The sequence below is a fragment of the Burkholderia sp. MS389 genome (genome assembly GCF_016899425.1).
Lineage (GTDB): Bacteria > Pseudomonadota > Gammaproteobacteria > Burkholderiales > Burkholderiaceae > Burkholderia > Burkholderia sola.
In genome coordinates, this window is sequence record NZ_CP045996.1 from 458,458 (window position 1) to 483,552 (window position 25,095).

At 66.3% G+C, this 25,095-nt stretch carries 20 protein-coding genes; 6 read left to right on the forward strand and 14 right to left on the reverse strand.

Annotation, left to right across the window (positions count from 1 at the left end; all coding sequences use genetic code 11):
- Window positions 1-17: 17 nt before the first annotated feature.
- The 4 genes from GJG85_RS31710 to GJG85_RS31725 all read right to left on the reverse strand — a co-directional run bounded on the left by GJG85_RS31710 (window position 18) and on the right by GJG85_RS31725 (window position 5,714).
- Entirely contained in the window at window positions 18-3,890 is a 3,873-nt protein-coding gene (locus GJG85_RS31710) for a YadA-like family protein (RefSeq protein ID WP_204384770.1), read from the reverse strand.
- 84 nt (window positions 3,891-3,974) lie between these two features.
- Window positions 3,975-4,238 (reverse strand): hypothetical protein, encoded by a 264-nt coding sequence (locus tag GJG85_RS31715; RefSeq protein ID WP_124630082.1) that lies wholly within the window; start codon window positions 4,236-4,238, stop codon window positions 3,975-3,977.
- A 487-nt stretch (window positions 4,239-4,725) separates the two neighbouring features.
- Window positions 4,726-4,968: a hypothetical protein gene (locus tag GJG85_RS31720; protein WP_124630083.1), complete on the reverse strand. Its 243-nt coding sequence runs from the start codon at window positions 4,966-4,968 to the stop codon at window positions 4,726-4,728.
- Window positions 4,965-5,714 (reverse strand): response regulator transcription factor, encoded by a 750-nt coding sequence (locus GJG85_RS31725; RefSeq protein ID WP_204384771.1) that lies wholly within the window; start codon window positions 5,712-5,714, stop codon window positions 4,965-4,967. Before GJG85_RS31725 ends, GJG85_RS31720 begins: the two co-directional genes overlap by 4 nt.
- Window positions 5,715-6,162: 448 nt before the next feature.
- On the opposite strand from GJG85_RS31725, the gene uvrA reads away from it, so the two are divergent.
- Window positions 6,163-12,057, forward strand: a complete 5,895-nt coding sequence (uvrA, locus tag GJG85_RS31730; protein ID WP_204384772.1) for an excinuclease ABC subunit UvrA — start codon at window positions 6,163-6,165, stop codon at window positions 12,055-12,057.
- 89 nt (window positions 12,058-12,146) lie between these two features.
- On the opposite strand, the gene GJG85_RS31735 is transcribed toward uvrA, so the two are convergent.
- Together GJG85_RS31735 and GJG85_RS31740 are read right to left on the reverse strand one after the other, a co-directional pair.
- Window positions 12,147-13,088, reverse strand: coding sequence for an amino acid ABC transporter substrate-binding protein (locus GJG85_RS31735; protein WP_050013517.1), 942 nt, complete (start codon window positions 13,086-13,088; stop codon window positions 12,147-12,149).
- A gap of 13 nt (window positions 13,089-13,101) precedes the next feature.
- Window positions 13,102-14,409, reverse strand: a complete 1,308-nt coding sequence (locus tag GJG85_RS31740) for a dicarboxylate/amino acid:cation symporter (RefSeq protein WP_050013516.1) — start codon at window positions 14,407-14,409, stop codon at window positions 13,102-13,104.
- Window positions 14,410-14,474: 65 nt separating this feature from the next.
- On the opposite strand from GJG85_RS31740, the gene GJG85_RS35135 reads away from it, so the two are divergent.
- Window positions 14,475-14,843, forward strand: coding sequence for a hypothetical protein (locus GJG85_RS35135; protein ID WP_239469035.1), 369 nt, complete (start codon window positions 14,475-14,477; stop codon window positions 14,841-14,843).
- Here the strand turns inward: GJG85_RS35135 and GJG85_RS31750 are convergent.
- The 5 genes from GJG85_RS31750 to GJG85_RS31770 all read right to left on the reverse strand — a co-directional run bounded on the left by GJG85_RS31750 (window position 14,812) and on the right by GJG85_RS31770 (window position 17,165).
- Entirely contained in the window at window positions 14,812-15,546 is a 735-nt protein-coding gene (locus GJG85_RS31750) for an ABC transporter substrate-binding protein (RefSeq protein ID WP_089490071.1), read from the reverse strand. The two genes, GJG85_RS35135 and GJG85_RS31750, sit on opposite strands and share 32 nt — an antisense overlap.
- 285 nt (window positions 15,547-15,831) lie before the next feature.
- Window positions 15,832-16,044, reverse strand: a complete 213-nt coding sequence (rpsU, locus tag GJG85_RS31755) for a 30S ribosomal protein S21 (RefSeq protein ID WP_050013514.1) — start codon at window positions 16,042-16,044, stop codon at window positions 15,832-15,834.
- Between the two features lie 35 nt (window positions 16,045-16,079).
- Window positions 16,080-16,289 carry a hypothetical protein gene (locus tag GJG85_RS31760; RefSeq protein WP_050013513.1) on the reverse strand — a complete coding sequence of 70 codons (210 nt, stop codon included), beginning with the start codon at window positions 16,287-16,289 and terminating at the stop codon, window positions 16,080-16,082.
- 47 nt (window positions 16,290-16,336) lie between these two features.
- On the reverse strand, window positions 16,337-16,621 hold the full coding sequence (locus GJG85_RS31765) for a hypothetical protein (RefSeq protein WP_050013644.1): 285 nt from the start codon (window positions 16,619-16,621) through the stop codon (window positions 16,337-16,339).
- 259 nt (window positions 16,622-16,880) lie between these two features.
- Entirely contained in the window at window positions 16,881-17,165 is a 285-nt protein-coding gene (locus GJG85_RS31770; protein ID WP_050013512.1) for a hypothetical protein, read from the reverse strand.
- Between the two features lie 297 nt (window positions 17,166-17,462).
- On the opposite strand from GJG85_RS31770, the gene GJG85_RS31775 reads away from it, so the two are divergent.
- Genes GJG85_RS31775 through GJG85_RS31785 form a run of 3 tightly spaced genes read left to right on the forward strand, consistent with a single transcriptional unit; the run spans window position 17,463 to window position 20,093 of the window.
- Window positions 17,463-18,425: a chromate resistance protein ChrB domain-containing protein gene (locus GJG85_RS31775; RefSeq protein WP_089490070.1), complete on the forward strand. Its 963-nt coding sequence runs from the start codon at window positions 17,463-17,465 to the stop codon at window positions 18,423-18,425.
- 19 nt (window positions 18,426-18,444) lie between these two features.
- Window positions 18,445-19,617, forward strand: coding sequence for a chromate transporter (locus GJG85_RS31780; protein ID WP_050013511.1), 1,173 nt, complete (start codon window positions 18,445-18,447; stop codon window positions 19,615-19,617).
- 14 nt (window positions 19,618-19,631) lie between these two features.
- Window positions 19,632-20,093 carry a chromate resistance protein ChrB domain-containing protein gene (locus tag GJG85_RS31785; protein ID WP_089490068.1) on the forward strand — a complete coding sequence of 154 codons (462 nt, stop codon included), beginning with the start codon at window positions 19,632-19,634 and terminating at the stop codon, window positions 20,091-20,093.
- Window positions 20,094-20,374: 281 nt separating this feature from the next.
- Here the strand turns inward: GJG85_RS31785 and GJG85_RS31790 are convergent, their stop codons facing one another.
- The 3 genes from GJG85_RS31790 to GJG85_RS31800 form a co-directional block, all read right to left on the reverse strand.
- Window positions 20,375-21,532 (reverse strand): DUF4382 domain-containing protein, encoded by a 1,158-nt coding sequence (locus tag GJG85_RS31790; RefSeq protein WP_204384774.1) that lies wholly within the window; start codon window positions 21,530-21,532, stop codon window positions 20,375-20,377.
- A gap of 343 nt (window positions 21,533-21,875) precedes the next feature.
- A complete protein-coding gene (locus tag GJG85_RS31795; RefSeq protein WP_204384775.1) occupies window positions 21,876-22,772 on the reverse strand; it encodes an oxidoreductase in 897 nt (298 codons plus the stop codon).
- A complete protein-coding gene (locus tag GJG85_RS31800) occupies window positions 22,759-23,988 on the reverse strand; it encodes an MFS transporter (protein WP_204384777.1) in 1,230 nt (409 codons plus the stop codon). The genes GJG85_RS31795 and GJG85_RS31800 overlap by 14 nt, the downstream gene beginning before the upstream one ends.
- A gap of 138 nt (window positions 23,989-24,126) precedes the next feature.
- On the opposite strand from GJG85_RS31800, the gene gcvA reads away from it, so the two are divergent.
- Window positions 24,127-25,059: a transcriptional regulator GcvA gene (gene gcvA, locus GJG85_RS31805; RefSeq protein WP_050013506.1), complete on the forward strand. Its 933-nt coding sequence runs from the start codon at window positions 24,127-24,129 to the stop codon at window positions 25,057-25,059.
- Window positions 25,060-25,095 lie beyond the last annotated feature (36 nt).

Genomic DNA, 25,095 nt, shown 5'->3' on the forward strand with positions numbered 1-25,095 from the left:
AGCCGTTTATTCCGCCATCACCACTGATAACCCGCGCCGATCACGGCGCCGTAGTCGTTGCGCGTGTTGGTCGTGATGGCGGCCTTATAGATCCAGTGATTGTTTTCGGAGATCGTCGAGATGCCGATCGCCTGTCCCGACTGGCTGCGATAGACGCTGCCGGCGATCGCGACCATGCTCTTGCCGGGCCCGGACGGTTGCGGCAGGCCCGCGACGGCCATCGCACTCGCGGTGCCGCCGTCCGCGTCGCGTCGCAGCGACTGGATCTTCGCGTCGGTGTACGCGTTCGCGTTGCCGACCGCGGCATTCAGTTGCTGGACATTGACGCCATCGGTGGGCGCGGTGCCGGCCGCGACGTTCGTGAGTTGCCGTGTCGAAGTCGCCGTGCCGATCGATACGACGTTGTTGCGCCCGCCGTCGTCGCTCCCCGAGCCGATGGCCACGGAGCCGTTGCCGGACGACGTCGAACCCGCGCCGATCGTCGTCGAGCCGGTGCCCGATGCGGTCGAGCCGTTGCCGACCGCCGTGCTGTTCGAACCGGACGCGACCGCGCCGTTGCCGCCTGCCGACGAGTTCGAGCCCGTCGATGCCGGCGGGGTCGACGAACCCGGCGTCGACGGGAAGCCGCCGGTACCGCCGGTATTGCTGAGGTTCTGGATCAACGTCGTCAGGTTCTGGTTGACCGCGTCGAGCTGGCTGACGTTGACCGCGTCGGTCCCGGCCGACCCGGCTGCGAGACCGGTGATCTTGCGGTTGCCGACGTTGATTTCGCCGGCCGACGACTGTGGGCTGCTCAAGCCGTATGCAATGTAGTTGGACTGCGCGCCCACCGTCGTGACGGAGCCGGCGCCGAGCGCGATGCTGTTCGCGAAGCTCGCGCTGGCGCCCGAGCCCAGAGCGATGGCGTCGGCTGCGCTGCTGTTCGCGCCTGAGCCGATCGCGATACCGCCGGACGTGCTGGCAACCGCGTTCGCGCCTTGCGCGATCGATTGCGGCCCGGTCGCGTTCGCGCCGCTGCCCAGCGCGATGGCATCGGCCTGCCCGGCGTTCGCGGCCTGGCCGATGGCCACGCCGCCGGGCGCCGTTTGCTGGACGATCGCACCGTTGCCGATCCCGACGCCGTTGTCTCCGTTGACGACGGTGGTCGGCCCCACCGCGATCGACTCGGCGCCTACCGCGAGCGAATCGGCGGCGGTCGAGTTGGCATGGAAGTACATCGTCGGCGTGACGGCGAACGATTGCAGCGCACCGGTCAACTGCCGGACCGTGACCGCATCGTGCGCGTCGGTCCCGTCGGCGACGTTGATCAGTTGGCGGTACGTGTTGCCCGACGCGCTGCCGAACGACACGGCGCCCAGCAGCGTCGCGTCGGACGTGTTGAATGGGACGGTGTGGCTGCCGGCCGGAATCGTGCCGCTGCCGGCCGCGATGGCGCGATCCGATACGGCGCCCGAGCCGATCGCGACGCCGCCGGCTATCGAAACGGCCGTCTGCGCGCCGAGCGCCACGCCGTTCGCCGCGCTCGACTGCGCGCCGGTGCCGGCTGCCAGGCTGCTGGCTGCGCTCGCGACTGCCTGAGGGCCGACGGCGATGCTGTCCGTCCCGGTCGCCTGACTGTCGGCCAGCGTCGAGTTCGCGTGGAAGTACTTGATGCCTGCGCCATTGTTGATGTTCGATATCGCGGTCGTGTTCGCCGTTACTTGCTGGTTGGTCGCGAACAACTGCGAACCGTTGACCGCGTCGGTGCTGGCGCCGCTCAATTGGCCGGCCGCGACGTTCTGGATCTGGCGCTCCGCGCCCGGCGCGCCGACGCTCACGACACCGGCCGGTGCCGCGCCCGCGAAGTTGTAGGTCACGCCGCCGATGACGGCGCTCGAAGTCGGCGTGGCGGCGACGGTCGACGAATTCGCGCCGAGCGCGACGCTGTTGGCCACGCTCGCGATCGCGCCCGTGCCGATCGCGACGCCGCCGGTTGCGGCGGCCTGGACGTTGGCCGAATCGCCGATCGCGATCGCGCCCGCGACATTGGCCTGCGATGCGTTGCCGAGCGCGACGGAGCCCTGCCCGGTCGCGACGTTCGTATTGCCCAGCGCGATCGCGCCATTGCCGTTCGCGGTGTTGTTGGCGCCTACGGCTACCGCGCCGTTGCCGGTGGCCGTGTTCGGATCGCCGATCGCCACCGCGCCGTTACCGTTCGCGGTCTGCCCTTCGCCGAGTGCGACCGCACCGGTGCCGCCGGTTACCTGCGAGTTGTGACCGCCGGCAATGGAACCCGCGCCTGCGGCCGCGGCCACCGTGCTGGTGTCGCCGAACGCGACGGTAGAACCGGCCAGCGCTTGCGAGCCGGTGCCGATCGCGACGCCGCCGTATGCCGATACCCCGGCATTCACGCCAAGGGCCACCGAGTTGTCGCCGCCTGCGGTCGCGCCGGCGCCCAGCGCGACGCCGGAAATGCCGGAAGCCGTCGCCAGGTTGCCGAGCGCAATGCCGAACAGGGTGGACGCCGTGGCCGTGTTGCCGATCGCGATCGAACTCGTGCCGCTCGCCGTCGCCTGGCTGCCGAACGCCTGTGCGTAGGTGTTGCTCGCGAGCGCGTTGTAGCCGATGGATACGGCCTGGGCGCCCGTCGCCTGCGTGCCGGAACCGGGCACGCCCGCTGTGCCGCCCGGGCCGAGCGCGACCGCGTTGACGCCCGACGCGCCGCTGTTGACGCCGATCGCGACGCCGGACGCGCCGCTGACCGACGCGCCCGAACCCAACGCGATGCCGGCGTCGGCGGTGTTGGTGGTGATCGCATCGAAACCCGCGGCGATCGAATAGGTGCCCGCCGCAGTGGACATCGTCGCCAACGCGGTCGAATGATCGCCCGATGCCGTACTGCCGGCGCCGAGCGCCGTCGCGGAATTGCTGGAGGCGATCGACGAATTGCCGAGGGAAATCGAAGACGTGCCGGACGCGACTGCATTCAATCCGCCGGACAGCGCGTTGTCGGCGCTCGCGCGGGCGCCCGCACCCAATGCCGTGCTGCCGATTCCGGATGCCGTCGAGAAATCGCCGAGCGCACTGGCGTTCTCGGCGGTCGCGGCGGCGGAGGCACCGAGCGACGAAGCGTTGGTGCCGGTCGCCAGTGCCTGATGCCCGATCGCGCTCGCACCAATTCCGCTGGCCGTGGTGTTGCCGCCGATGGCCGTCGAGCTGCTGTTGGATGCCGTGGCCGCTTGCCCGAAAGCGCTGGCTCCGGAGCTGCCTGCGACTGCGCTGTTTCCGATCGCTGTCGTGGCGGTATCGGTAGCGGCGGCCAAATGACCCAGGGCAACCGAGTTTGCTCCGGTCGCATTTGCGTTGGGGCCGATTGCTGTCGACATGATGGCCGACGCAACGGAAGCGGGACCGATCGCGGTGCTCGTCTGCCCGGACGCCGTGGTGTTCACGCCGATCGCCAATGCATTCCCGCCGTTTGCGACCGTGTTTGCGCCCATCGAGATTGCGCCCGCTGCGGACGAATGGGCGTTCGTGCCAAGCGCGATTGCATTCAGTCCAGCCGTCGACGCTCCACCACCGATGGCGACACCCAGGCCGCCGCTGGCGGATGCGGCAGCGCCGCCGGCACCGGAGATCGCAACATCGCCGGTGCCCGTGGCGCTGCCGTTACCGGCGGAATACTGTGCGTGTGCGATCTGGTAAGACGCACCGAGGCAAACCGGGATCGCAAAGCCGAGAAGGATTCGAATGGTCCGTTGCTGTCCGATCGCCGAGTGTGATCCGGCCAGCCGGTCGTCACACAAGGCGTCCGGGCCGGAGTCGCCCTTGCCGCGCGCCTTGCCGAGCTCCGATGCTGCGACGAACGTGCCGCGCGCCTTGCTCCATATGACCTTGTACACTCTATTCATCTTGATCACCCCTATGAAGGAATAAATCTTTATCAGATTCGATTGGGTAGTCGTGCTAAATGTCTTGTGACAATAAAATTTGCGTCATGGGCGGTTGATCGAGATCTTGCGCTGTCCATGGCCGACGATGCGAGGTGTCGTCCATGGCGCTGCAAGCGGGTCTTGAGCGGGAACGCCGCTCGGCGACTTCGACGGCGCATGGCCGTCGAAATATCGGAATGGAATGATCGGATGCGACCACGACAGTGTGTCGGGCCTCGAATGGGATTGGGGCGGGCCGGGTAAGTCGATCGCGTGACAACGCCACGCGTTCGCGGCGATCACCGACCGCTTCATGAGGTTTTCCATTTCTGTATCTCGGCATGAAAAAATCTTGCTCGGCGGCAGGCCGCCGTTACTGTAACTGGGGCAGTCGGAACACTTGCCAATTCAATATGCGATCTTGATTATTGGATGAATAAATTCGTCTATGCGAATAGTTCTGGCCGGGTATTTGCGGTGATTTTTATGGATTGGTGAATGCCGATTTCCGCGTGGAGAATCGATCATTTGCCAACTGATATAAAAGTCTTTAATTGCATGATCCTTGTGATGCTAGATATTAGGAGAGGACCTTCGAATCAAAAAGCAAACATTTGTCACGCATTGAATGATTGTTAACGTGTGACGACGCTGCCATCATCGCGATGGATTGGATGGGGTCGTACGTAGACGGTTCAAGCTGTCTTGCAGCAGCAGACACGCGTCGGTGTCAAACGCCGGGAGGCATCGGAGGTTCGCTGGTCAGGCGACGTTCTGAAATGAATGGGAATTCAAATCGAACGCGGGGCGGTGCTTACGTCGGCGTGCGGCGCAAGGGAATTCGGCGCGTCAGCCGGCGTATATCAGGCGCCGTGCGGATGCGGTTCGTCGTGGTGCGGAATGCGACGATCGGCATCGGCAATGCCGTTGCGGCGCCCGCGCGAGATTCGAGATTGCGATTGCCGCGGAAGCCCGCCTCGTTGCGTGACGAAGCGCCGGCGCATGCCGGGAGCCGCGCCTCCTGCCGGAGGCGCCACCCACCTGCAACGAAACTCACGCGCGGCTTTCCATCAGCATGCCTACGTCGCGACGAACGTCGGTGGAAGCTTCGGCGGCAGGCTTGATCTGATCCAGTCGATAACCGAGCGTATAGATGGCGGAAAGGCGCAAGCCGTTCTCGATCCCGAGTTTCAGTTTCTGCCGAATCCGGTAGATATGCGTATCAAGCGAACGCGACTCCGTTCCCAGTTCCCGCCCCCACGCCGTGGTCGCCAGCAACTCGCGCGACATGATCTTGCCGAGATTGTGAAACAGGCACGCGACGAGTTGAAATTCCTTCGTCGTCAATTCGATCTTGGCATCGCGAAGCCGGACCGCGCGCTCCACCGGGTCCAGCACGTACGCGCCCGCCCGGATCGGCTCGTCGCGCCTCACGTTGCGCGCGACGCGGCGCAACAGCGCATTGACCCGCGCGGCGAGCTCTTCGGCGCGGAATGGTTTGCTCAGATAGTCGTCGGCGCCGGCCTCCAGCGCCCTGACGACATCGAGTTCCTCGACGCGGCTGGTGAGGAACAGCACGCCGTATTCGACATCCGCACGCGTACGGATCCAGTTCAGGACTTCGATGCCGGTCAGGCTGGGCAAGTGCCAATCGAGCACGACGGCGTCGACGGATTCGGATCGCAGGTAGCGCAGCGCCTGCTCTCCATCGACGACGACCTTGATCGTGTGGCAATAAGGGGAAAGTGCGCTTTGCACTTCCTCCGCCTGAACGGGATCGTCCTCCACAACCAATATGCGCATGCGTGCCCCCGGGTATCGTGATCGGCCTGCCCGACTGAAACGACAAACATGGCTGTGCGAGCAGGCAAACGTTTGCTTTTTGATGCGATTGAAACAAACGGTTAAGGAATATAAGTCATCGGTAATGAACAAGATTGTGACATTTTGTGAATTCATCGTATGAATTGCGCGCCCGGTAAAAAGAGACGGACCCATCTTTTTTGAAGGAATTTTTTACTTGCCCATGCAACGGGCCGATAGATCGAATCGCGATTTCGGGCCACCGGTACGCAACATGTCGGGGCCAGACGGCCGTCGTGCCGATGGCAGCAGCCGTCAATGGAAAACTGTATGAATGTACAGTATAGTATTCGTCGAACTCGATCGGCGCGGGCATCACCCGTGCTGCATCCGCCGCGGCGCGGCGGCACAGTGAATTCCGGCTAACTCATTCAGACGGGCAGGCAAATTGTCATCCAGCACTCTGATCCGCATTCGCGGAGCACGTCAGCACAACCTCAAGAATCTCGATCTCGACCTGCGCACCGGCGAAATGACGGTCGTCACCGGCCCGTCCGGCTCCGGCAAGTCGAGTCTCGTGTTCGACACGCTGTACGCGGAAGGCCAGCGGCGCTACGTCGAAACCTTCAGCGCGTATGCGCGGCAGTTCCTCGACCGGATGGATCGCCCGCAGGTCGAGCGCGTCGACGGCGTGCCGCCCGCGATCGCGATCGACCAGACCAACCCGGTTCGCAGTTCGCGCTCGACCGTCGGCACGATGACCGAGCTGAACGATCACCTGAAGCTGCTGTACGCGCGCGCGGCCGAGCTGTTCGACCGCAAGACCGCGCGGCAGGTGCGGCACGACACGCCTGAAACGATCTACGCGGAACTCGTCGCGCGTACGCAGGCGGACGATCCGCGCGTCGTCGTCACGTTCCCGGTCGAATTGCCGGAAGCGGTGTCCGACGAGGAAATCGCGCAGTGGCTGTCGGCGAGCGGCTACACGCGCGTGCAGGCGCAGCGCGAAGTCGCGTCGCCCACCGGGCCGCGCAAGCTGCTCGACGTGGTGGCCGACCGCTTCCGCGTGCAGCAGGCCGACAAGGTGCGCGTGGTCGAGGCGATCGAGGCGTCGCTGAAGCGCGGCGGTGGCCGCGTGAACGTGTATGTGCTCGCGCCCGAAGCGGAAAACGCAGTGGCGGAGCCGGTGATCTGGCGTTTCTCCACCGGGCTGCACGATCCCGACAGCGACTTGCGCTACGCGGAGCCGCAAGCAGCGCTGTTCTCGTTCAACTCCGCATACGGCGCGTGCGAAACGTGCCGCGGCTTCGGCCGCGTGATCGGCGTCGATCTCGGCCTCGTGATTCCCGACGCGCGCAAGACGCTGCGCGGCGGCGCAGTCAAGCCGATGCAGACGCCTGCGTGGAAAGAGTGCCAGGACGACCTGATGCGCTACGCGGCGAAGGCCGGCATCCGGCGCGACGTCGCGTGGTCCGAGCTGACGGACGCCGAGCGCGACTGGGTCGTCAACGGCTCGCCGGACTGGAACGGCAAGTGGCAGAGCCAGTGGTACGGCGTGAAGCGCTTCTTCGGTTACCTCGAATCGAAAGCGTACAAGATGCACATCCGCGTGCTGCTGTCGAAATACCGCAGCTACACGCCGTGCGCCGTGTGCGGCGGCGCGCGCCTGAAGACGGAATCGCTGCAATGGCGGCTCGGCTCGAAAGAGAATGCCGACGGCGTGCTCGCGCCGGCCGATCGCTTCATGCCGCGCGGCGTCGACTGGAGCCGCGCGCAGCTCGAAGCGCTGCCGGGCTTGACCGTGCACGACCTGATGCTGCTGCCGATCGAGCGCATCCGCCGCTTCTTCGACGATATCGTTCTGCCGAGCGCGCTGCTCGACGATGCGCTGAAGCTGCTGCTCGCCGAAGTGCGCACGCGCCTGAAATACCTGTGCGACGTCGGGCTCGGCTACCTGACGCTCGATCGCCAGAGCCGCACGCTGTCGGGCGGCGAGGTGCAGCGGATCAACCTGACGACCGCGCTCGGCACGTCGCTCACGAAAACGCTGTTCGTGCTCGACGAGCCGAGCATCGGGCTGCATCCGCGCGATCTCACGCGGATCGTCGAGGCGATGCAGCGGCTGCGCGACGCGGGCAATACGCTGGTCGTCGTCGAGCACGATCCGTCGGTGATGCTCGCGGCCGATCGATTGATCGACATGGGGCCCGGCCCGGGCGAGCGCGGTGGCACGATCGTGTACGACGGCACGCCGGGCGACATTCGTTCCGCGCACACGCTGACGGGCGAGTATCTCGGCGGCCGCAAGCAGGTCGCACATGCGTCGAACTGGGCGCGTCGCCCGGTCGACGCGAACACGCCGCGCATCGTGCTCGAAGGCGCGACCGAGCACAACCTGCGCGACGTGACGGTCGAGATTCCGCTGCAGCGGCTCGTCTGCGTGACGGGCGTGTCCGGCTCCGGCAAATCCACGCTGCTGCAGGACGTGCTGTATCCGGCGATGGCGCGGCACCACGGCAAGGCGACCGAATCGCCGGGCGCGTACCGCAGCCTCACGGGCGCCGACCAGGTCGGCGACGTCGTGTTCGTCGACCAGTCGCCGATCGGCAAGACCACGCGCTCGAACCCGGCGAGCTACGTCGGCGCGTTCGACGAAATCCGCAAGCTGTTTGCGAAGGCGCCGCTCGCGTTGCAACGCGGCTACGGTGCGGGCACGTTCAGCTTCAACTCGGGCGACGGCCGTTGCCCGACCTGCGGCGGCTCGGGCTTCGAACATATCGAAATGCAGTTCCTGAGCGACGTCTACCTGCGCTGCCCGGATTGCGACGGCAGCCGCTATCGTGCCGAAATCCTCGAAGTGCGCATCGAGCGCGACAGCCGTGCGCTGAACATCGCCGACGTGCTCGATCTCACCGTCAGCGAAGCGGCCGCGTTCTTCGCGACCGATGCCGAGGTGCTGCGCGTGTTGCAGCCGATCGTCGACGTCGGCCTCGAATACGTGAAGCTCGGCCAGCCGGTGCCGACGCTGTCGGGCGGCGAAGCGCAGCGCCTGAAGCTCGCCGGCTTCCTCGCCGAATCGGCGGCGGCGGCCAACGGGCGCCGGGTCGCGACGGAAGAGGCGCGCATCGCACGCGCGAAGCTGTTCATGTTCGACGAGCCGACCACCGGCCTGCACTTCGACGACATCGCGAAGCTGATGCAGGCGTTCGGCAAGCTGCTCGCGGCCGGCCATTCGCTGATCGTGATCGAGCACAACCTCGACGTGATCCGCGCGGCCGACTGGCTGATCGATCTCGGCCCGGAAGGCGGCGACGGCGGCGGCCTCGTGCTGTGCGCGGGCACGCCCGACGACGTGAAGGCGTGCGCCGAATCGCATACCGGCGTGGCGCTGTTGCAGTACGACCGCGAGATGGATGGCGACGCAGTGCGCGCCGACGAAGGTGTACCGCTGCAGGCCGTGCTGAACGCGGCGCGCGCGCGCCGGGCGATCGAAGGCGAGGACGTCGTGCGCATCGTCAACGCGCGCGAGCACAATCTGAAGGCGCTCGACGTCGACATCCCGCACGGCAAGTTCAACGTGATCACCGGCGTGTCGGGGTCCGGCAAGTCGACGCTCGCGTTCGACATCCTGTTCCACGAAGGCCAGCGCCGCTACCTCGAATCGCTGAACGCGTATGCGCGCTCGATCGTGCAGCCGGCCGGCCGCCCCGAGGTCGACGCGGTGTACGGCATTCCGCCGACCGTCGCGATCGAGCAGCGGCTGTCGCGCGGCGGCCGCAAGAGCACGGTCGCGACCACGTCCGAGGTATGGCACTTCCTGCGGCTGCTGTATGTGAAGCTCGGCCTGCAGCACTGCATCCACGACGGCACGCCGGTCACGTCGCAGTCCGTCGAATCGATCGCCGCGCAACTGCTGCGCGATCATCGCGGCGAGCACGTCGGGCTGCTCGCGCCGCTCGTCGTCAACCGCAAGGGCGTATATACGGATCTCGCGAAGTGGGCGAAGGCGCGCGGCAGCACGCATCTGCGCGTCGACGGCGAATTCGTCACGGTCGACCCGTGGCCGAAGCTCGACCGCTTCCGCGAGCACACGATCGAATTGCCGGTGGCCGATCTCGTCGTGTCGCCGGACAACGAGGCCGAGTTGCGGCGCAGGCTCGACGAGACGCTCGAGCTCGGCAAGGGCGTGATGCATCTGCTCGCGCCGCTCGACGGGTTGCACCATGCGATGCAGAACGATCATTCGACCGCGCAGGTCGGCGCGGTCAAGGTGCTGTCGGTCAAGCGCGCGTGCCCGGTGTGCGGCACGAGCTATCCGGAGCTCGACCCGCGGATGTTCTCGTACAACAGCAAGCACGGCTGGTGCACGACCTGCGTCGGCACCGGCGTCACGCTCACGCGCGAACAGCGCGCCGCATACGACGACACGGTGCTCGCCGGCGACGATCGCGGCCGCGAGCAAACCTTGCCGTCGGACGAGCAGGAGCCGGAAGGCGTCGGCAACGAGCCGTGTCCCGATTGCCAGGGCACGCGGCTGAACCCGTCCGCGCGCGCGGTCACGTTCGACGCGCATCCGATCGTCGAGGTCGCGCAGTGGACGGTGTCGGACACGCGCCGCTGGATCGACGCGCTCGAACTCACCGGGCGCGACGCGCAGATCGCGCGCGACATCGTCAGCGAGATCGGCAGCCGCCTCGCGTTTCTCGAGGAAGTCGGGCTCGGCTACCTGAGCCTCGACCGCGCGGCGCCGAGCCTGTCGGGCGGCGAAGCGCAGCGGATCCGGCTGGCCGCGCAGCTCGGCAGCAACCTGCAGGGCGTGTGCTACGTGCTCGACGAGCCGACGATCGGCCTGCATCCGCGCGACAACCAGATCCTGCTCGACGCATTGCGCAAGCTCGGCGACAAGGGCAATACGCTGGTCGTCGTCGAGCATGACGAGGACACGATCCGTCGTGCCGATCACATCATCGACATCGGCCCGGGCGCAGGCAAGCGCGGCGGCAAGCTGGTCGCCGAAGGCGCGGTGGGCGATCTGGCCGCGCAGCCGGATTCGGTCACGGGGCGCCTGCTCGCGCAGCCGATGCTGCACCCGCTGCAGCCACGCCGCAGCGTGAGCCTGCCGGGCAAGAAGGGCGGTGAAGCCGTGCCGGAAGCGTGGCTGACCGTGCATGGCGCGAGACTGCACAACCTGCGCGACGTCACGGTCGGCATTCCGCTCGCGCGGCTCGTCGCGGTGACGGGCGTCAGCGGTTCGGGCAAGTCGACGCTCGCGCGCGACGTGCTGATGACGAACCTGCTCGACGCGGTCGGCCGGTCGGTACTGTCGTCGCCGGCCACGCGGCGTGCGCGCAAGGCCGCGCAGCAGGATGCGCCGGCCACCAACCGCCGTTCGAGCGTGCTCGCGCGCAGCGCACCGCGGCCGTCGCTGAACGTCACGCATGCGTGGCAGGGCTGCGAGTCGCTGAGCGGCTGGGAGCAGATCGATCGCGTGCTCGAAGTCGACCAGACGCCGATCGGTAAGACGCCGCGTTCGTGCCCGGCCACCTACATCGGCGTGTGGGACACGATCCGCAAGCTGTTCGCGGATACGCTCGAAGCGCGCGCCCGCGGCTATACGGCGTCGCGTTTCTCGTTCAATACCGGCGACGGGCGTTGTCCCGCGTGCGAAGGGCAAGGCGTGCGCACGATCGGCATGAGCTTCCTGCCCGACGTGAAGGTGCCGTGCGACGTGTGCCACGGGCAGCGTTTCAATCCGGAAACGCTCGCCGTCACGTGGCGCGGCCGGAACATCGGCGACGTGCTGACGATGGAGATCGACGAGGCGGTGGAATTTTTCGCGCCGATCTCGAACATCGCGCATCCGCTGCAACTGATGAAGGATGTCGGGCTCGGCTACCTGACGCTCGGCCAGCCGTCGCCGACGCTGTCCGGCGGCGAGGCGCAGCGCATCAAGCTCGTCACCGAACTGACGAAGGTGCGCGACGACATCACGCGCCGCGGCCAGAAGGCGCCGCACACGCTGTACGTGCTCGACGAGCCGACGGTCGGCCTGCACATGGCCGACGTCGCGAAGCTGATTCGCGTGCTGCACCGGCTGGTCGATGCGGGGCATAGCGTCGTCGTGATCGAGCACGACCTCGACGTGATCGCGGAAGCCGACTGGATCATCGATCTCGGCCCGGAGGGCGGCGTGGGCGGCGGCACGATCGTCGCGGCGGCGCCGCCGGAAGCGCTCGCGAAGGTGAGCGCGAGCCATACCGGGCAGGCGCTGAAGCCGGTGCTGGCGCGAACGGCCAGCGAAGGTGCGGAAGCGGCGCAGCAGGGCGCGGCGCGGGTCGGCTGAACACGCTGCACCCGGCAAGCGGCCCCGGTGCCGGGTGAGGCATCCGGGCCGCTCTCGTTTCGTCATTCATGTCGACGATGGCGCGGCGCTCAATTCCCGTTGACGCCGATCGCCTCGATGATCGTCTCCAGTTGCGGGCTCATCGGCAGGTTGAGACTCAAGCCCGACGGAAGCGGACGCAGGAACCAGCGCTTGTACTGCCGCGCGATCTCGCCGTCGGCGGCCAGTTCCTGGAACGTGGTTTTCACGACCTGCGCGAGCTGCGGATCGTCCTTGCGGAACATGATGCCGTACGGGTCGTAGGACAGAAAATCGCCCACCACGTCGTACTGGCCGCCCTTGCTCGCGTTCTCGGCGATCAGGCCGTACAGCAGCACGTCGTCCGTCGCGAACGCGTCGGCGCCGCCGTTCGCGACGAGCGCGAAGCCCTGCGCATGATCGGGCACCACCTGGAGCTGGATCCCGAGCCTGAACCGCTCGTTCAGGTCGCGCAGCGCCTTCTCGTTGGTCGTACCGGCCGTCACCGCGACCTTCTTGCCTGCGAGATCGCGGAACGAGCGGATCGGCGCGCCGCGTTTCACCATCACCTTCGTGCCGGCCACGAAGAAGATCGGCGAGAACGCCACGCGCTTCTGGCGCTCGAGGTTGCTGGTCGTGGAGCCGCATTCCAGATCGACCTTGCCGCTGACCACCGCGTCGATGCGGTTGTCGGACGTGACCGGCACCCAGCGGATCGTCAGGCTCTTGTTGATCGCATCCTCGATCGACGACACGAGCGCCTTGCACAGCTCGATCGAATAGCCGATCGGCTGGTTGCGCGCGTTCAGGTACGAGAACGGGATCGACGCGTCGCGATAGCCGAGCGCGATCGTGCCGCTGCCGCGCACCTTCGCGAGCGTGCCGGTCAGTTGGGCCGGCGCGAACGGTTCGACGCGCGGCAGCGTCGACGGTGCATCTTCCGCGTGCGTGGTCACGCCCGCGGCAAGCAGGCCCGCGAGCGCGAGCGCACGCCAGAATCGCTGCATCTTCATCGCCGGGCCTCCGTCAGACTTCGGTCGGATGTGCGATCGTCGCTTCCTGTTCCGCTTCGATGCGCGCCGCGTTGGCTTCGGCTTCCGCTTCCGACAGCAGCTGGCCTTCCCATTTCGCGACCACCGCGCTCGCGATCGAGTTGCCGACCGCGTTCGTGGCCGAGCGGCCCATGTCGAGGAACGTGTCGACGCCGAGAATCAGCAGCAGGCCGGCCTCCGGCAGCCCGAACTGGTGCAGCGTGGCCGCGATCACGACGAGCGACGCGCGCGGCACGCCGGCCATCCCCTTCGACGTGAGCATCAGCACCAGCAGCATCGTGATCTGCGTGCCGAGCGACAGGTGGATGTTGTACGCCTGTGCGATGAACAGCGACGCGAACGTGCAGTACATCATCGAGCCGTCGAGATTGAACGAGTACCCCATCGGCATCACGAAGCTCGAAATCTTGCGCTTCACGCCGAAGCGGTCGAGCGCGTCGAGGATCTTCGGATACGCGGCTTCGGAGCTGGCCGTCGCGAACGACAGCATGAATGCTTCCTTGATCAGCAGCAGCAGCTTGAACACGCGACGGCCGAGGAACAACAGCCCGGCACACACGAGCAATGCCCAGAGCAGGAACAGGCTGACGTAGAAGTCGCCCATGAACACCGCGAACTTCAGCAGCACCGACAGCCCGTTGACCGCGACGGTCGCGGCCATCGCGGCCATCACCGCGAGCGGCGCGAGCTTCATCACGTAGCCGGTGATCTTGAGCATCACGTGCGACAACTGGTCGATCGCGGCGATGAGGATCTTCCCGCGCTCGCCGAGCGCGGCGAGCGCGACGCCGAAGAACATCGAGAACACGACGATCTGCAGGATTTCGTTGTTCGCCATCGCCTCGGCGAACGACTTCGGCACCATGTGGCCGACGAAATCCTTCAACGTGAACTTGGACGTCGCGAGGTTCGCCGATGCGCCGATGTCCGGCAGCGGCAAGCCGAGATTGTCGCCGGGCCGCAGCAGGTTCGCCATCAGCAGCCCGAGCAGCAGCGAGACCAGCGACGCGGTGACGAACCAGCCGAACGCTTTCGCGAACACGCGTCCGACCGAGGCCGCGTCGCCCATGTGCGCGATGCCGACCACCAGCGTGGAGAAGACGAGCGGGCCGATCACCATCTTGATCAGCCGCAGGAACACGTCGGAGACGAGCGAGATGTACCCGGCGATTTCAGCGGCGGCCTTCTTGTCCGGAAAGCTCGTGAAGACCATGTAGCCGATCGCGATGCCTGCCACCATCGCGATCAGGATCCAGACGGCTGCAGCATTCTTTTTTCGCATCGTAAGCCTCCCATGCAGCGGTTTCGCAATCGGGGATGGGAGGACGATACAGGACCAGAATGGCGATGAACAGTGCAACCGGGTTCGGGTTTGCGCTAGCGCCAGGTCGCGGGCCGGGCGCGCCGGCGACTGCGCCGGTGGCGCTGCGTGCCCGAAGCCGGCGCAACCCGCTGCCGGTTTGTGCGGAGCAGCACGTCGCCTGTTCGGCGGTCGCCGGATCGGGATGGCCGGCGCCGCTGCGCCATTTGCGCCTGTCCTGTGCCTATAGGCGGGCGATGCTGCGTTGCCGCGACGTTGCACTCGTCATGCGCGCGAGGATCGGGCAGGCGCGTGCTGAAATCGCACGCCTGCGCCGCGAGCCGGACGATCCCGGCGGCCAGCGCGACGGCACGCGGTTTTCGATCAGGCCGCCGGCGCGACCGATGCGCCCGTGATGCGGTGCCGGCGCAGCGAATCGGCGACGAAGCCCGACGCCTTCATTTCCTCGACGAAGGCGCTCAGCGCCGCGGCGGCGGCGTCGCCACGGCTCTTCGGCACGCCCATCGCCTGCCGGATCACCATGAAGCGTTCGTCGAGCAGGCGCAGGCCGGGCGTTTTCGCGGCGTCGGTTTCGAGCTGCTGCTTCACGCCGGCCGCCACTTCCAGTTGCTGCTCGACGAACGTCGCCACGACGGCCTGCGACGTCGGTGCGCGCACGATCGTCGCGGCCTTCAGTTCGCGGGTGAGGAACAGGTCGTACGCGCTGCCCTTGCCGACGGCCACGCGGTTGTGCGGCTGGTCGACGTCCGCGTTGGTGCGGATCGGCGATGCGTCCGGCACGAGATAGAAGCCTTCGATCAGCACGTACGGCGCGGTGAACGCGATCGTTTCGCCGCGCAACGGATCGACCGCGAAGAAGCCGAAATCGGCGCGCTCGTCAGTCAGCGCCTGCACCGATTTGCCGGCGGCGTCGAACACCACGAGTTCGAGGTCGACCGACAGGCGCTCGGCGAATGCACGGGCGAGGTCGATCGATACGCCGAACGGTTCGCCCGTTGCCGGGTCGCGGTTCGCGAGGATCGGGTTGCCGAGGTTGATCGAGGCGCGGAGCTTGCCGGTGGGGGTGAAGGCAGAGACGACAGCTGGAGCGATGGGCATGGGCGGACTCGCGGGAGGCGTAGGGTCGGTCGGGTGGCGGGATGCGCGACGGCGCGTCGACGTCGAGCTTATCACCGGACGTCGCGCATCGTGTGTCGCGGGCGTGCCTGCGTGGAGACGATGAGGTCGAGTCGGCCCGCGGCCTTCATGGTCGGTCGCTGCATCCTGTCACGGGGCTGCACACGTCTGCGCGGCCGCAGCTAGACGCCGGACGACGAGCAACACGCGATCAACCCGCGCCGCAGCATGATCGGCAACGACGACGAGGCACTTTTCAACAGCGTGCTAGTACATTTTTCGGGGCGGCAACAGGCGCTTCGCCTGCAAGCGCTGTCGGGCAACGGCGCTGGCTTTTTTCCGCTTGCGCTCCGTCGTCGGCTTCTCGTAGCTCGTGCGACTGCGCAGCTCGCGAATCAGTCCGGTTTTCTCGATGTCGCGCCGGAATCGCCGCAGCGTGACATCGATCGGTTCGTTCAGCTTCGGCGTGATTGTCGTCATGTAGATTCTGTCTGGAAAGAGGTGGGAACGGAAAGCTAGCCGAGCCGCGTCATGACGGCGCTGGCTATCTCGTCGGATTCGAATTCCGAATAGCCTGCGCCGATCGATAGCGCACGTACCGCCATGAACATGTGCAGCTCGGGTTGATGGCACATCGCCGAATCGGCGAGGCCGGCAGGCACGGCGGTGTCGATCCGGGTGACTTCACGCCGGCTGATCAAGCCGAGCAGTTCGTCGATGATCATTTCGACCTCCAAAATACCAACACACTATGTGGCGTTGACGAGCCGCGTCAGCACGCGCTGGCGAAGAATCCCTGTTTGCCACGATTGTCGTCGATGATGTTCTCGGCATAGCGCACCGACGCTCGACGCGCGTCACCGGCGTTATCGAACGGGGACGTGTCGCGCAATCTGAAGGTCTGGCTCTGCGTCAGCGTATCGGTGGTGCCGCGCAGGCAAATCTTGACGGCCGCGTCGAACCCGGCATCGTAGTTATGCGGGCTGCCGTTCAGCGCGGCAACGTGAGGATAAATGAGTGGATAAATCTCGAATCCACGATAGACGTGCATGCTCATGACGAACTCCTGGCGTTCGGCCACGACGAGTCGCATGGGCGAACACATCCGGCCGGTATTCCCGTCATGGGGCGGGCCGATGGGTGAAGGGGACAACGTTGCAGCGCGAAGGAGGGGCGATGCAGCAAGCGGGCGGGTGGAGGGGCGAACGGTCAAAGGACGGCTGATCGCGCGGATGAACTCATCATACGCGCATCGTTTGCCGAGCGGTCGATTTATTCCGGGGTTGGCGCACGCACGGGCACGCCCGGCGGCGACGTCAGAGCGTCGTCAGCAACTGCAACTGACGTTCGGTCTCGTTTCCCGCGACCAGCGAAAAGAACCCGGTCTCGCGACGTTCGACGACCGTGAGCCCCTCGCTGTCGGAGAAGACGTTCCACGCGCTGTCGTCGACATGGGCGATCGCGCCGCGCGTGCGCGCGAATGCCAGCAATAGCGGACTCGCCTGGCGGCGCAGCACTTGACGATCCGCATTCAACACATACGGTGGCCAGCCGGCCCGAAGGACGAGATAGTAAGGAATGGAGCCGGGATCGATTGTCATTGGGGCCGTTTCATGTGTGGGCCTGCGTTTGCCGTCCGGCTGCATTCGGAGCGGTGTCGGCGAAAGCGTGCGATGGAGCGAGGGGCGTTCGCCGTGGCGTGCTTTCAGTTTATGCGTTGAACCGCTCGATTCGCAGGATATCGTCACGATTTCCCGCGGCGTCGGTCCGGCGACGACGCGATCCGGCCGTCAGGCCGAGCGCTCGCTCCGCGCGTCGAGCGGAACTGCCTGCCACCGAAGCGTTGTAGCGATATCTACTGAATTGCAGTGCTCGTGACGGCCCATTATGCTGCCGTCATGAATCCTGCCCCGACGTCGTGGCTCCTGCTGATCGTCAGTCTGCCGACTTCCGGCGCGACTGCGCGCATGCGCATCTGGCGTACCGTCAAGGCGCTCGGCTGCGGCGCGTTGCGCGACGGTGCCTACCTGTTGCCCGCGCATGCCGAGCAGGCGGCGCAGTTGCGCGAGCTGGCCGACGACGCGCGTAACGGCGACGGCCACGCGTGGCTGCTGGACGTCCATGCGGACGATCCCGCGGACGAACAAGCATACAAGTCGCTGTTCGATCGCGCGGGCGATTACGCAGACTGGCTTGCCGAGCTTTCGGAGGCGCGCAAGGCGTTGTCCGATCTGGCGGCAGCCGATCTCAATCGCCTGCAACGCCGCCACGCGCGCACGTACGATGCCATTCGAAGCATCGATTTCTTTCCCGGCGAAACGTCGCTGCGCGCGCAGGCGCAATGGCGGGATTTCACCGCCGCGATCGAAGCGCGGCGCTCGCCCGGCGAGCCGCATGCCGCCCAACGCGGCATTCCCCGTCGCGACCCCGCGCAGTATCAGGGCAGGGTGTGGGCGACGCGCCGTCACCTGTGGGTCGATCGCGTCGCCAGCGCGTGGCTGATTCGGCGTTTCATCGATCCGCATGCGCGCTTCGTGTGGCTGGACAACCTTGCCGATTGTCCGGCTGACGCGCTCGGCTTCGATTTCGACGGCGCGCCGTTCACGCATGTGGGCGATCGCGTGTCGTTCGAGGTCCTGGTCGCGAGCTTCGGGCTTGGCGACAACGACGGACTCGTCCGGCTGGGGGCCATGGTGCATGCGCTGGACGTGGGCGGCGCCACCGTGCCGGAAGCCGCCGGATTCGAGGCCATTCTCGCGGGCGCCCGCAAGCGTCTGGCCGACGACGATGCGTTGCTGATGGAGATCGGCGCGGTACTCGATTCGTTGTACGTGCATTTGCGCGGCAACCGCAAACCCTGACCTCGCTGCCCGCCTCGACATGAATACACATCGCGACCGTCCGGCCTATACGCTGGGGCAACTGATCCTGTACTTCGCGTGGCTCGGCGCGACGGGTTTCGGCGGGCCGGTCGCGCTGGCCGGCTACATGCATCGGGACCTCGTGGACACGCGCCGCTGGATCGCGGACGCGGACTTCAAGGAAGGCCTGGCGCTCGCGCAGTTGGCTCCCGGCCCGCTTGCCGCGCAACTGGCGATCTATCTCGGCTACGTGCACTACCGGATCGTCGGCGCCACGATGGTCGGGATCGCGTTCGTGCTGCCGTCGTTTCTGATGGTGGTGCTGCTCGGCTACGCGTACACGCGCTTCGGCGGCCTGACGTGGATGCAGTCGGTGTTCTACGGCGTCGGCGCGGCGGTGATCGGCATCATCGCGATCAGCGCGCGCAAGCTGACCGCGAAAAGCATCGGTCGCGACAAGCTCCTTTGGGCGATCTATCTCGCGCTGGTCGCCGTGACGGTAATCACGGAATCCGAAGTGGCGTGGCTGTTTCTCGCGGCCGGCGTGCTCGTCTGGTTCACGCGCGCGCCGCCGAGGTGGTTGCGCCAGCGGCGCGTCAATGCGGCCGTGGCGTTGCCCGTGTCCGCCACCGGCGCATGGCTCGGTATCGTCGACTGGCCGCAGCTCGCGCAACTCGCCGTCTTCTTCGCGAAGGCGGGCGCGTTCGTGTTCGGCTCGGGGCTCGCGATCGTGCCGTTCCTCTATGGCGGCGTGGTCACCGAGCACCATTGGCTCAACGAGAAGCAGTTCGTCGACGCCGTGGCGGTCGCGATGATCACGCCGGGCCCGGTCGTCATCACGGTCGGCTTCATCGGCTATCTGGTGGCGGGGCTGCCGGGCGCGTGCGTGGCGGCGGCCGGCACGTTCCTGCCGTGCTATCTGTTCACGGTGTTGCCGGCGCCGTACTTCAAGAAGTACGGCAGGCTGCCGGCGATCCTGGCATTCGTCGACGGCGTGACGGCCGCGGCGGTCGGCGCGATCACGGGATCGGTGATCGTGCTGGCCCGGCGTTCGATCGTCGACGTGCCCACCGCGTTGATGGCGCTCGCGACGATCGTGCTGCTGGTCAGGTTCAGGAAGCTGTCGGAGCCCATGGTCGTAGGCGGGGCCGCCGCGATCGGCCTGATCGTGTACCCGCTGTTGCATCACTGATCGTGGAGGCCGCCATGCAATGGATTACGCGACAACGTCCGAAAATCGACCGGGTGGCGTGCCCCTGGCTCATTGCCCGTTTTATCGACGAGACGCCCGAATTTCTGTACGTCCCGCCGGGCGACGTGCTGCGGATCGCCGACGAGACCGGGGCGATTCCGTACGACATTCCGGGCGTGGAGTTGACGCACGTCGGCGAGCAATGCAGCTTCGACGCGTTTCTCGACAAGTATGGTCTGGCTGACGATCGGGCGTTGCAGCACATGGCCCGCATCATTCGCGGCGCGGATACGTCGCGGCTCGACCTGACGCCGCAGTCGAGCGGCCTTTATGCGATTTCGCTCGGACTGTCGGACATGTTTGCCGACGATCACGCCATGTTGGAGCACGGTCTCGTCATGTACGACGCGCTGTATGCGTGGTGCAGGCATTGTCAGGCCGAAGCCCATGCATGGCCGCCGAAGATGGCGGAGTGACGACGCGGGGAATGGCGGATTCGACGGATGAAAAAATGCCCGCGATGCGCGGGCATTTCGTCAACAGTTGCCTTTCTTGGCCTGTCCCGGCGGACAGAATCCATTCCCCGGCCCGCCTTGCGGCGCGACCACGACCGGTGGGCCCGGAACATAGGCGACGCACCCGCTGAGCGCGCCCACCATGCTCGCCGCTGCGAGCACTGCGATCACCCCTTTTTTCACTTCGTTCTCCCGTTGGTAGGAAAGGGCCGTTCGGCCCTTTCGATGATGCGGTCAGCGCGTCAGAAACTGAAGTTGACGTTGGACTGACTGGTCGTTGCGTTCACGTTGGCCGACTGGGTCGCGCCCGATGCCGCGTCGGCCTCGATCGTGTATTGGCCTGCGGCGGCCGGCGCCGCGGCCAGCGTGACCGGCAGCGAGCCCGAGTAGGTGCCGACGATCGGTGCAGCCACGGGCACGGACAGCGCATAGGCGCCGGTGTCCATGTTCGCGTTGATCGACGTGATCTCGTACGCGTTCGCGTCGATCGTCTGCGGCGCGCGCACGAAGGCGTTCGCGCTTGCGGTGACCGTACCGCTGACGGTGCTCATCGTCGAGGCCGGCAGCGTGATCGGTGCGGCGGACGCCGACACCGCCGTGGTCGCGTTCACGACCACCGGAACCGAGCGGACGATGCCCGACGCGAAGTTGTTCTGCACGATCACGACATCGTAGTTGCCCTGCGTCGAGCTCTGGATCAGCGGCGACAGCACGAACTTCCCGGAGCTGTCGGCCACCGTGCCGCGGACGACCTTGCCGCCTTGTTCGGCATAGACGGTCGCGCCGGCTTCGGCGGAGGCGACGTAACCGGAGATCGCGCCGCTCACGACGGTCGGGATCGCGGTGACGACGGGTTTCAGCGCGTACGAGCCGTTGCCGCGCTGGACGATCGACTTGCATGCGTTGAAGTCGAGCACGAGATCGACGAGGGTGTTGGGCTGGACCGTGAACGGCTGGATGATCTTGTAACCGCTTTGCGTCGCGCTCGGCGTGGCGAGCGCCTGTTCGGTGCCGCCCGTCGGGACGACGGAGTTGGCGAGGGTGTTGCCTTGGTTCTGCGCGAGCACGAGCCTGACTTGCTGATACTGGCCTGCAGGCAGTGCGGTCTGGCCGAGATCGGCGAGCACGCCGTTGGTCAGCGACAGCAGGTCGATCTTCTGCGGCGTCGCGAGGGAAACGGTCGACCAGCCGGCGTCGTTGTCATTGGCGTTCGCGTTGGCGTTGACGCGGACTTGCGAGACGGTGACGTACACGTGGTCGAAGCCGCACGATGGCGCATCCGTCATCGCGACGTGCAGCGTACCGGTTTGCGTGCCGCCACCGTCGTCGCCGCCGCCGCAACCGGCGAGAATGAATGGTACGAAGGCAGCGCACAGGGCGCTCTTGATCATGTTGTTCATATGTCACCCCCAGTGGGATCGTTATTGTGGGTGACGGAAGAATAGCCGGGCCGTAGCTCACTATCTGGGTAACTTTGAAACGAACGGTAACTATTTGTTAGGTCGGTCAGTTTTTTCCGGGATTGATGTCGCAGCGGCGCGCGCCGGGGGTGGCGAGGGGCGATTGCTTCCTGCGGAGGCGGGAGCCGGCTCTTTTGTCAGACGTTAGCAGCGCCGAGTTGGGCGCGGGATTCCATGAAGCTGACCATGACGGCAGCCGCAGTGGCATGTGCCATCGACGTCGCGTCCAGCGCGGAGTCGGGCGGCTCGGCTGGATCGCCCGTTCCCCGCTATGGGCGAGGCATTAACCCGGACCATCGCTCGCGGCCGCGAGAAGCGGCACGACCAGATCGCTGATCGGCGTCGGAATGCCGTGCGTGCGTCCGTATCGCTGCACGACGCCATTCCGGCAGTCCCATTCGAGCGGACGGTTGCCTTGCCGGTCGGCAAGAATCGACGTTCCCAAATCGGGCGGAAAGCCGTGGAATCCATCGACGATCTCCTGCGGCACTTCATCGCCGAGCTTCGCCCCCTCCGCACGCGCGACCTCGAGACATTCCCGCAAGTACGCGAGCGACAGGTCGGTGATGTCGCTTCGCGCGAACATGCCGGCGCGGCGACCGGTCAGTACCATCAGCCCCGCCACCGCGTTCTGCAACAGCTTGCGCCACGCGAGCGAGATGAAATCGTCCGCCACCTCGGGCGAGCATCGCGTGCCGCGCAAAGCCGAAACCACCACGTCGCTCGCGGGCGTATCGGGCAGCGTGAGCCGAGGCTTGCCGCGCAGCCACACCGACGTGCCCGATTCGCGTTGCGCGGGAAACCAGACGATCGACGGCACGATCGTGGCGCCGGCCGCATACGGCGCGAAGGCGGCTTTCTGCTCGACGCCGTTTTGCAGCACGCAGACGACGGTATTCGTATCGCATAGCGCGGAGACCCACGGTGCCGCACTCGGTATCTGCGTCGACTTGACCGCGACGAACACGAGATCGAACCGTTGGTCGACCGCTTGCGGATCGGTCAGCACGGGCCCGGGCACGACGATCTCGCCGCCGTCGAAGCGCAACGTCAACTGCGCGTGCGCCGAGCGGCCGCAGATCACCGGCGTGCGGCCGGCTTCATGAAGGGCCGCGGCGACGGTCGTTCCGATTGCACCGGGACCGACGAGAGCGACGCTCGGATAGTCAGGCTTCGTCATGGCGTTCATCCTGTGAGTGGTCTGTCAGATGCGGGCGCAGTGCGAGAGCGAGCGGAAAAATCGCCAGCGCGGTCAACGCGGTCGCATACGTGGCGCCGTGCACACCGATCCGGTCGCCGAGGAAACCGTAGAGGACGGGCGAGATCGCGCCCGATGCGATCGTCCCGGTATAGAAAATCGCGAATGCGCGCTCGGTGCGCTCGGGCGCGGACATCTCCGGGACGGTTCCGTACAGCACCGACGACGTGCCGTTGAGCATCATGCCCAGAATCGGCAGCAGCACCATGGTAAGCGTCAACGGAAGATAGATCACCGCGACGATGCACGCGGCCGTACCGCCCTCGGTGAGCAGCACCGTCCTCACCGTCCCCATCCGCGCACCGAGCCAGCCGCACATGAATTTGCCGGCCGCACCGCCAATGAAAACGAGTGCAAGCGCCGTTCCCAGCAGTTGCGGCGAAACGCCCTTTGCCTTCAGCAGGAAAGGCAGGAAGGTAAGCAGTCCCATGCGTACGGCCGTATCGAGCACGCCGATGGAAAACAGCGCGGAGAATCCGCCTCTCCCTGTGCCACTGCGTCGAGCGTGCGCTTGCTCTTTTGCCGTCGTTTGCGCGGCGGCGCGCGGCACGGCGGGAAACCACAGCGCGATGCCGGCGGCCACGACGCAGCCCAGCCCGGCGACGATCCATAGCGCATGACGCCACGGCATCATGGTCACGAGCAGCGAAATGGCGGCCGGCAGCGCGGATTTCCCCAGATCGCCGGAAAAGTTGTAGATGCTCAGCGGACCTCTCGCGTCGCGCCCATAGACGCGGGAGACGGCGCCCGACGCGATCGGATGCTGCGTGCTGGAGCCGACGCCCGAGATCGCGAGCGCGACGCCCAGCCCGAGCAGGCCGCCGGACATGCCCGCGATCGCATAGCCGAGCGCGGCGAGCAGCGTACCGATTGCGAGCGTCGCGCCGCTGCCCAGACGTTGCGCGACACGCCCCGCGGACAACTGCAGCGTTGCCATCGTGCCCGCATAGACGCCGCGCAGGATAGCCAGGGCCGCGAAGTCGAGCCCGAATTCCGACTGCCACACGGGTAGCAGCGCGTAGATCATGTCCGTATAGCCGTCGTGTATGGCGTGCGCAACGCAGGAGAGCCACAGCACGCGCGGCCTCGACGGTGCAGTCTCTCGCGCGACGGGCGGGGAAAAAACGGGCAAGCGCATTGTCATTCTCTCCGTACGAGCGATGCATGGAAGGCGCTCGCGGTGTGGTTTTCAGGCTCGACGTGGCAATTTTATGACCGGGATGTCAGGCATTTCAATTGAGCTAAAATCCCGTCAACAGAGAGAAAAAGTCACGTCATGGACGAAAGCCGAGGTGCTTCGACGCACCGGGACGAACTCCCCCCGCTCAATGCGCTGCGCGCTTTCGATGCGGTTGCGCGGCACGGCAGCTTCGCCGGCGCCGCGGCGGAACTGCACGTCACCCATTGGGCCGTCGGAAAACAGATCCGGTTGCTGGAGGACTGGTTCGGCCTGCCGTTGTTCGATCGTCGTCCGCGTGGCGTCGTGCTCACCGACGAAGGGGCCGCGTTGCTGAGCGACGTCAGCCACGCGTTCGAGCGCCTCGGCACCGCGGTGGTGCGGCTGCGCCACAATCCGTTCGCGCACCGGATATCAGGCGTCGTGCGGGTGAACGTGCCGATGAGCTTTGCGCTGTGCTGGCTGCTGCCGCGGCTCGCCGATTTCCATGCGCGGTACCCCGACATCGACGTCAGGGTGTCGACGACGTCGCGCAAGCTGCGCTATGTCGCCGATGCGTTCGATATCGGCGTTCGCTCCGGTCCCGAGCAAGGCGCGGGCGTCGTCTCGCGTTCGTTGATGCCCGACCCGCGTGTGCCGGCTTGCAATCCCGCCTTGCTGCGCCAGCATCCGATACAGAGCGTGACCGACCTGCGTCATCACACGCTGCTGCATTCGGCCACGACGCGTTCCGCGTGGTCGCACTGGTTGAAGGAAGCGGGTGCGCCCGATCTGCGCGCCGCGCGCCACGTCGAATTCGATCACGTGAATCTTCAGCTGGGCGCGGCGATCGAGGGACTCGGCGTGGCGTTGGCATCGCTGCCGCTGATCGGGCGCGATCTTGCCGAAGGGCGCCTCGTGTGTCCCATCGCATCGCCCGTCTGGCGTGCCGACGACTACATGCTGGTGACGAACGCCGATCGCGCCGACGATGCGGCCGTGTCCGCGTTCGAGGCGTGGATGGAAGGCATGGCGAGTCAGGAGGGCGGCTAGGTTCGCCGATCAGGCCGGGCGAGGTACGACACCGGA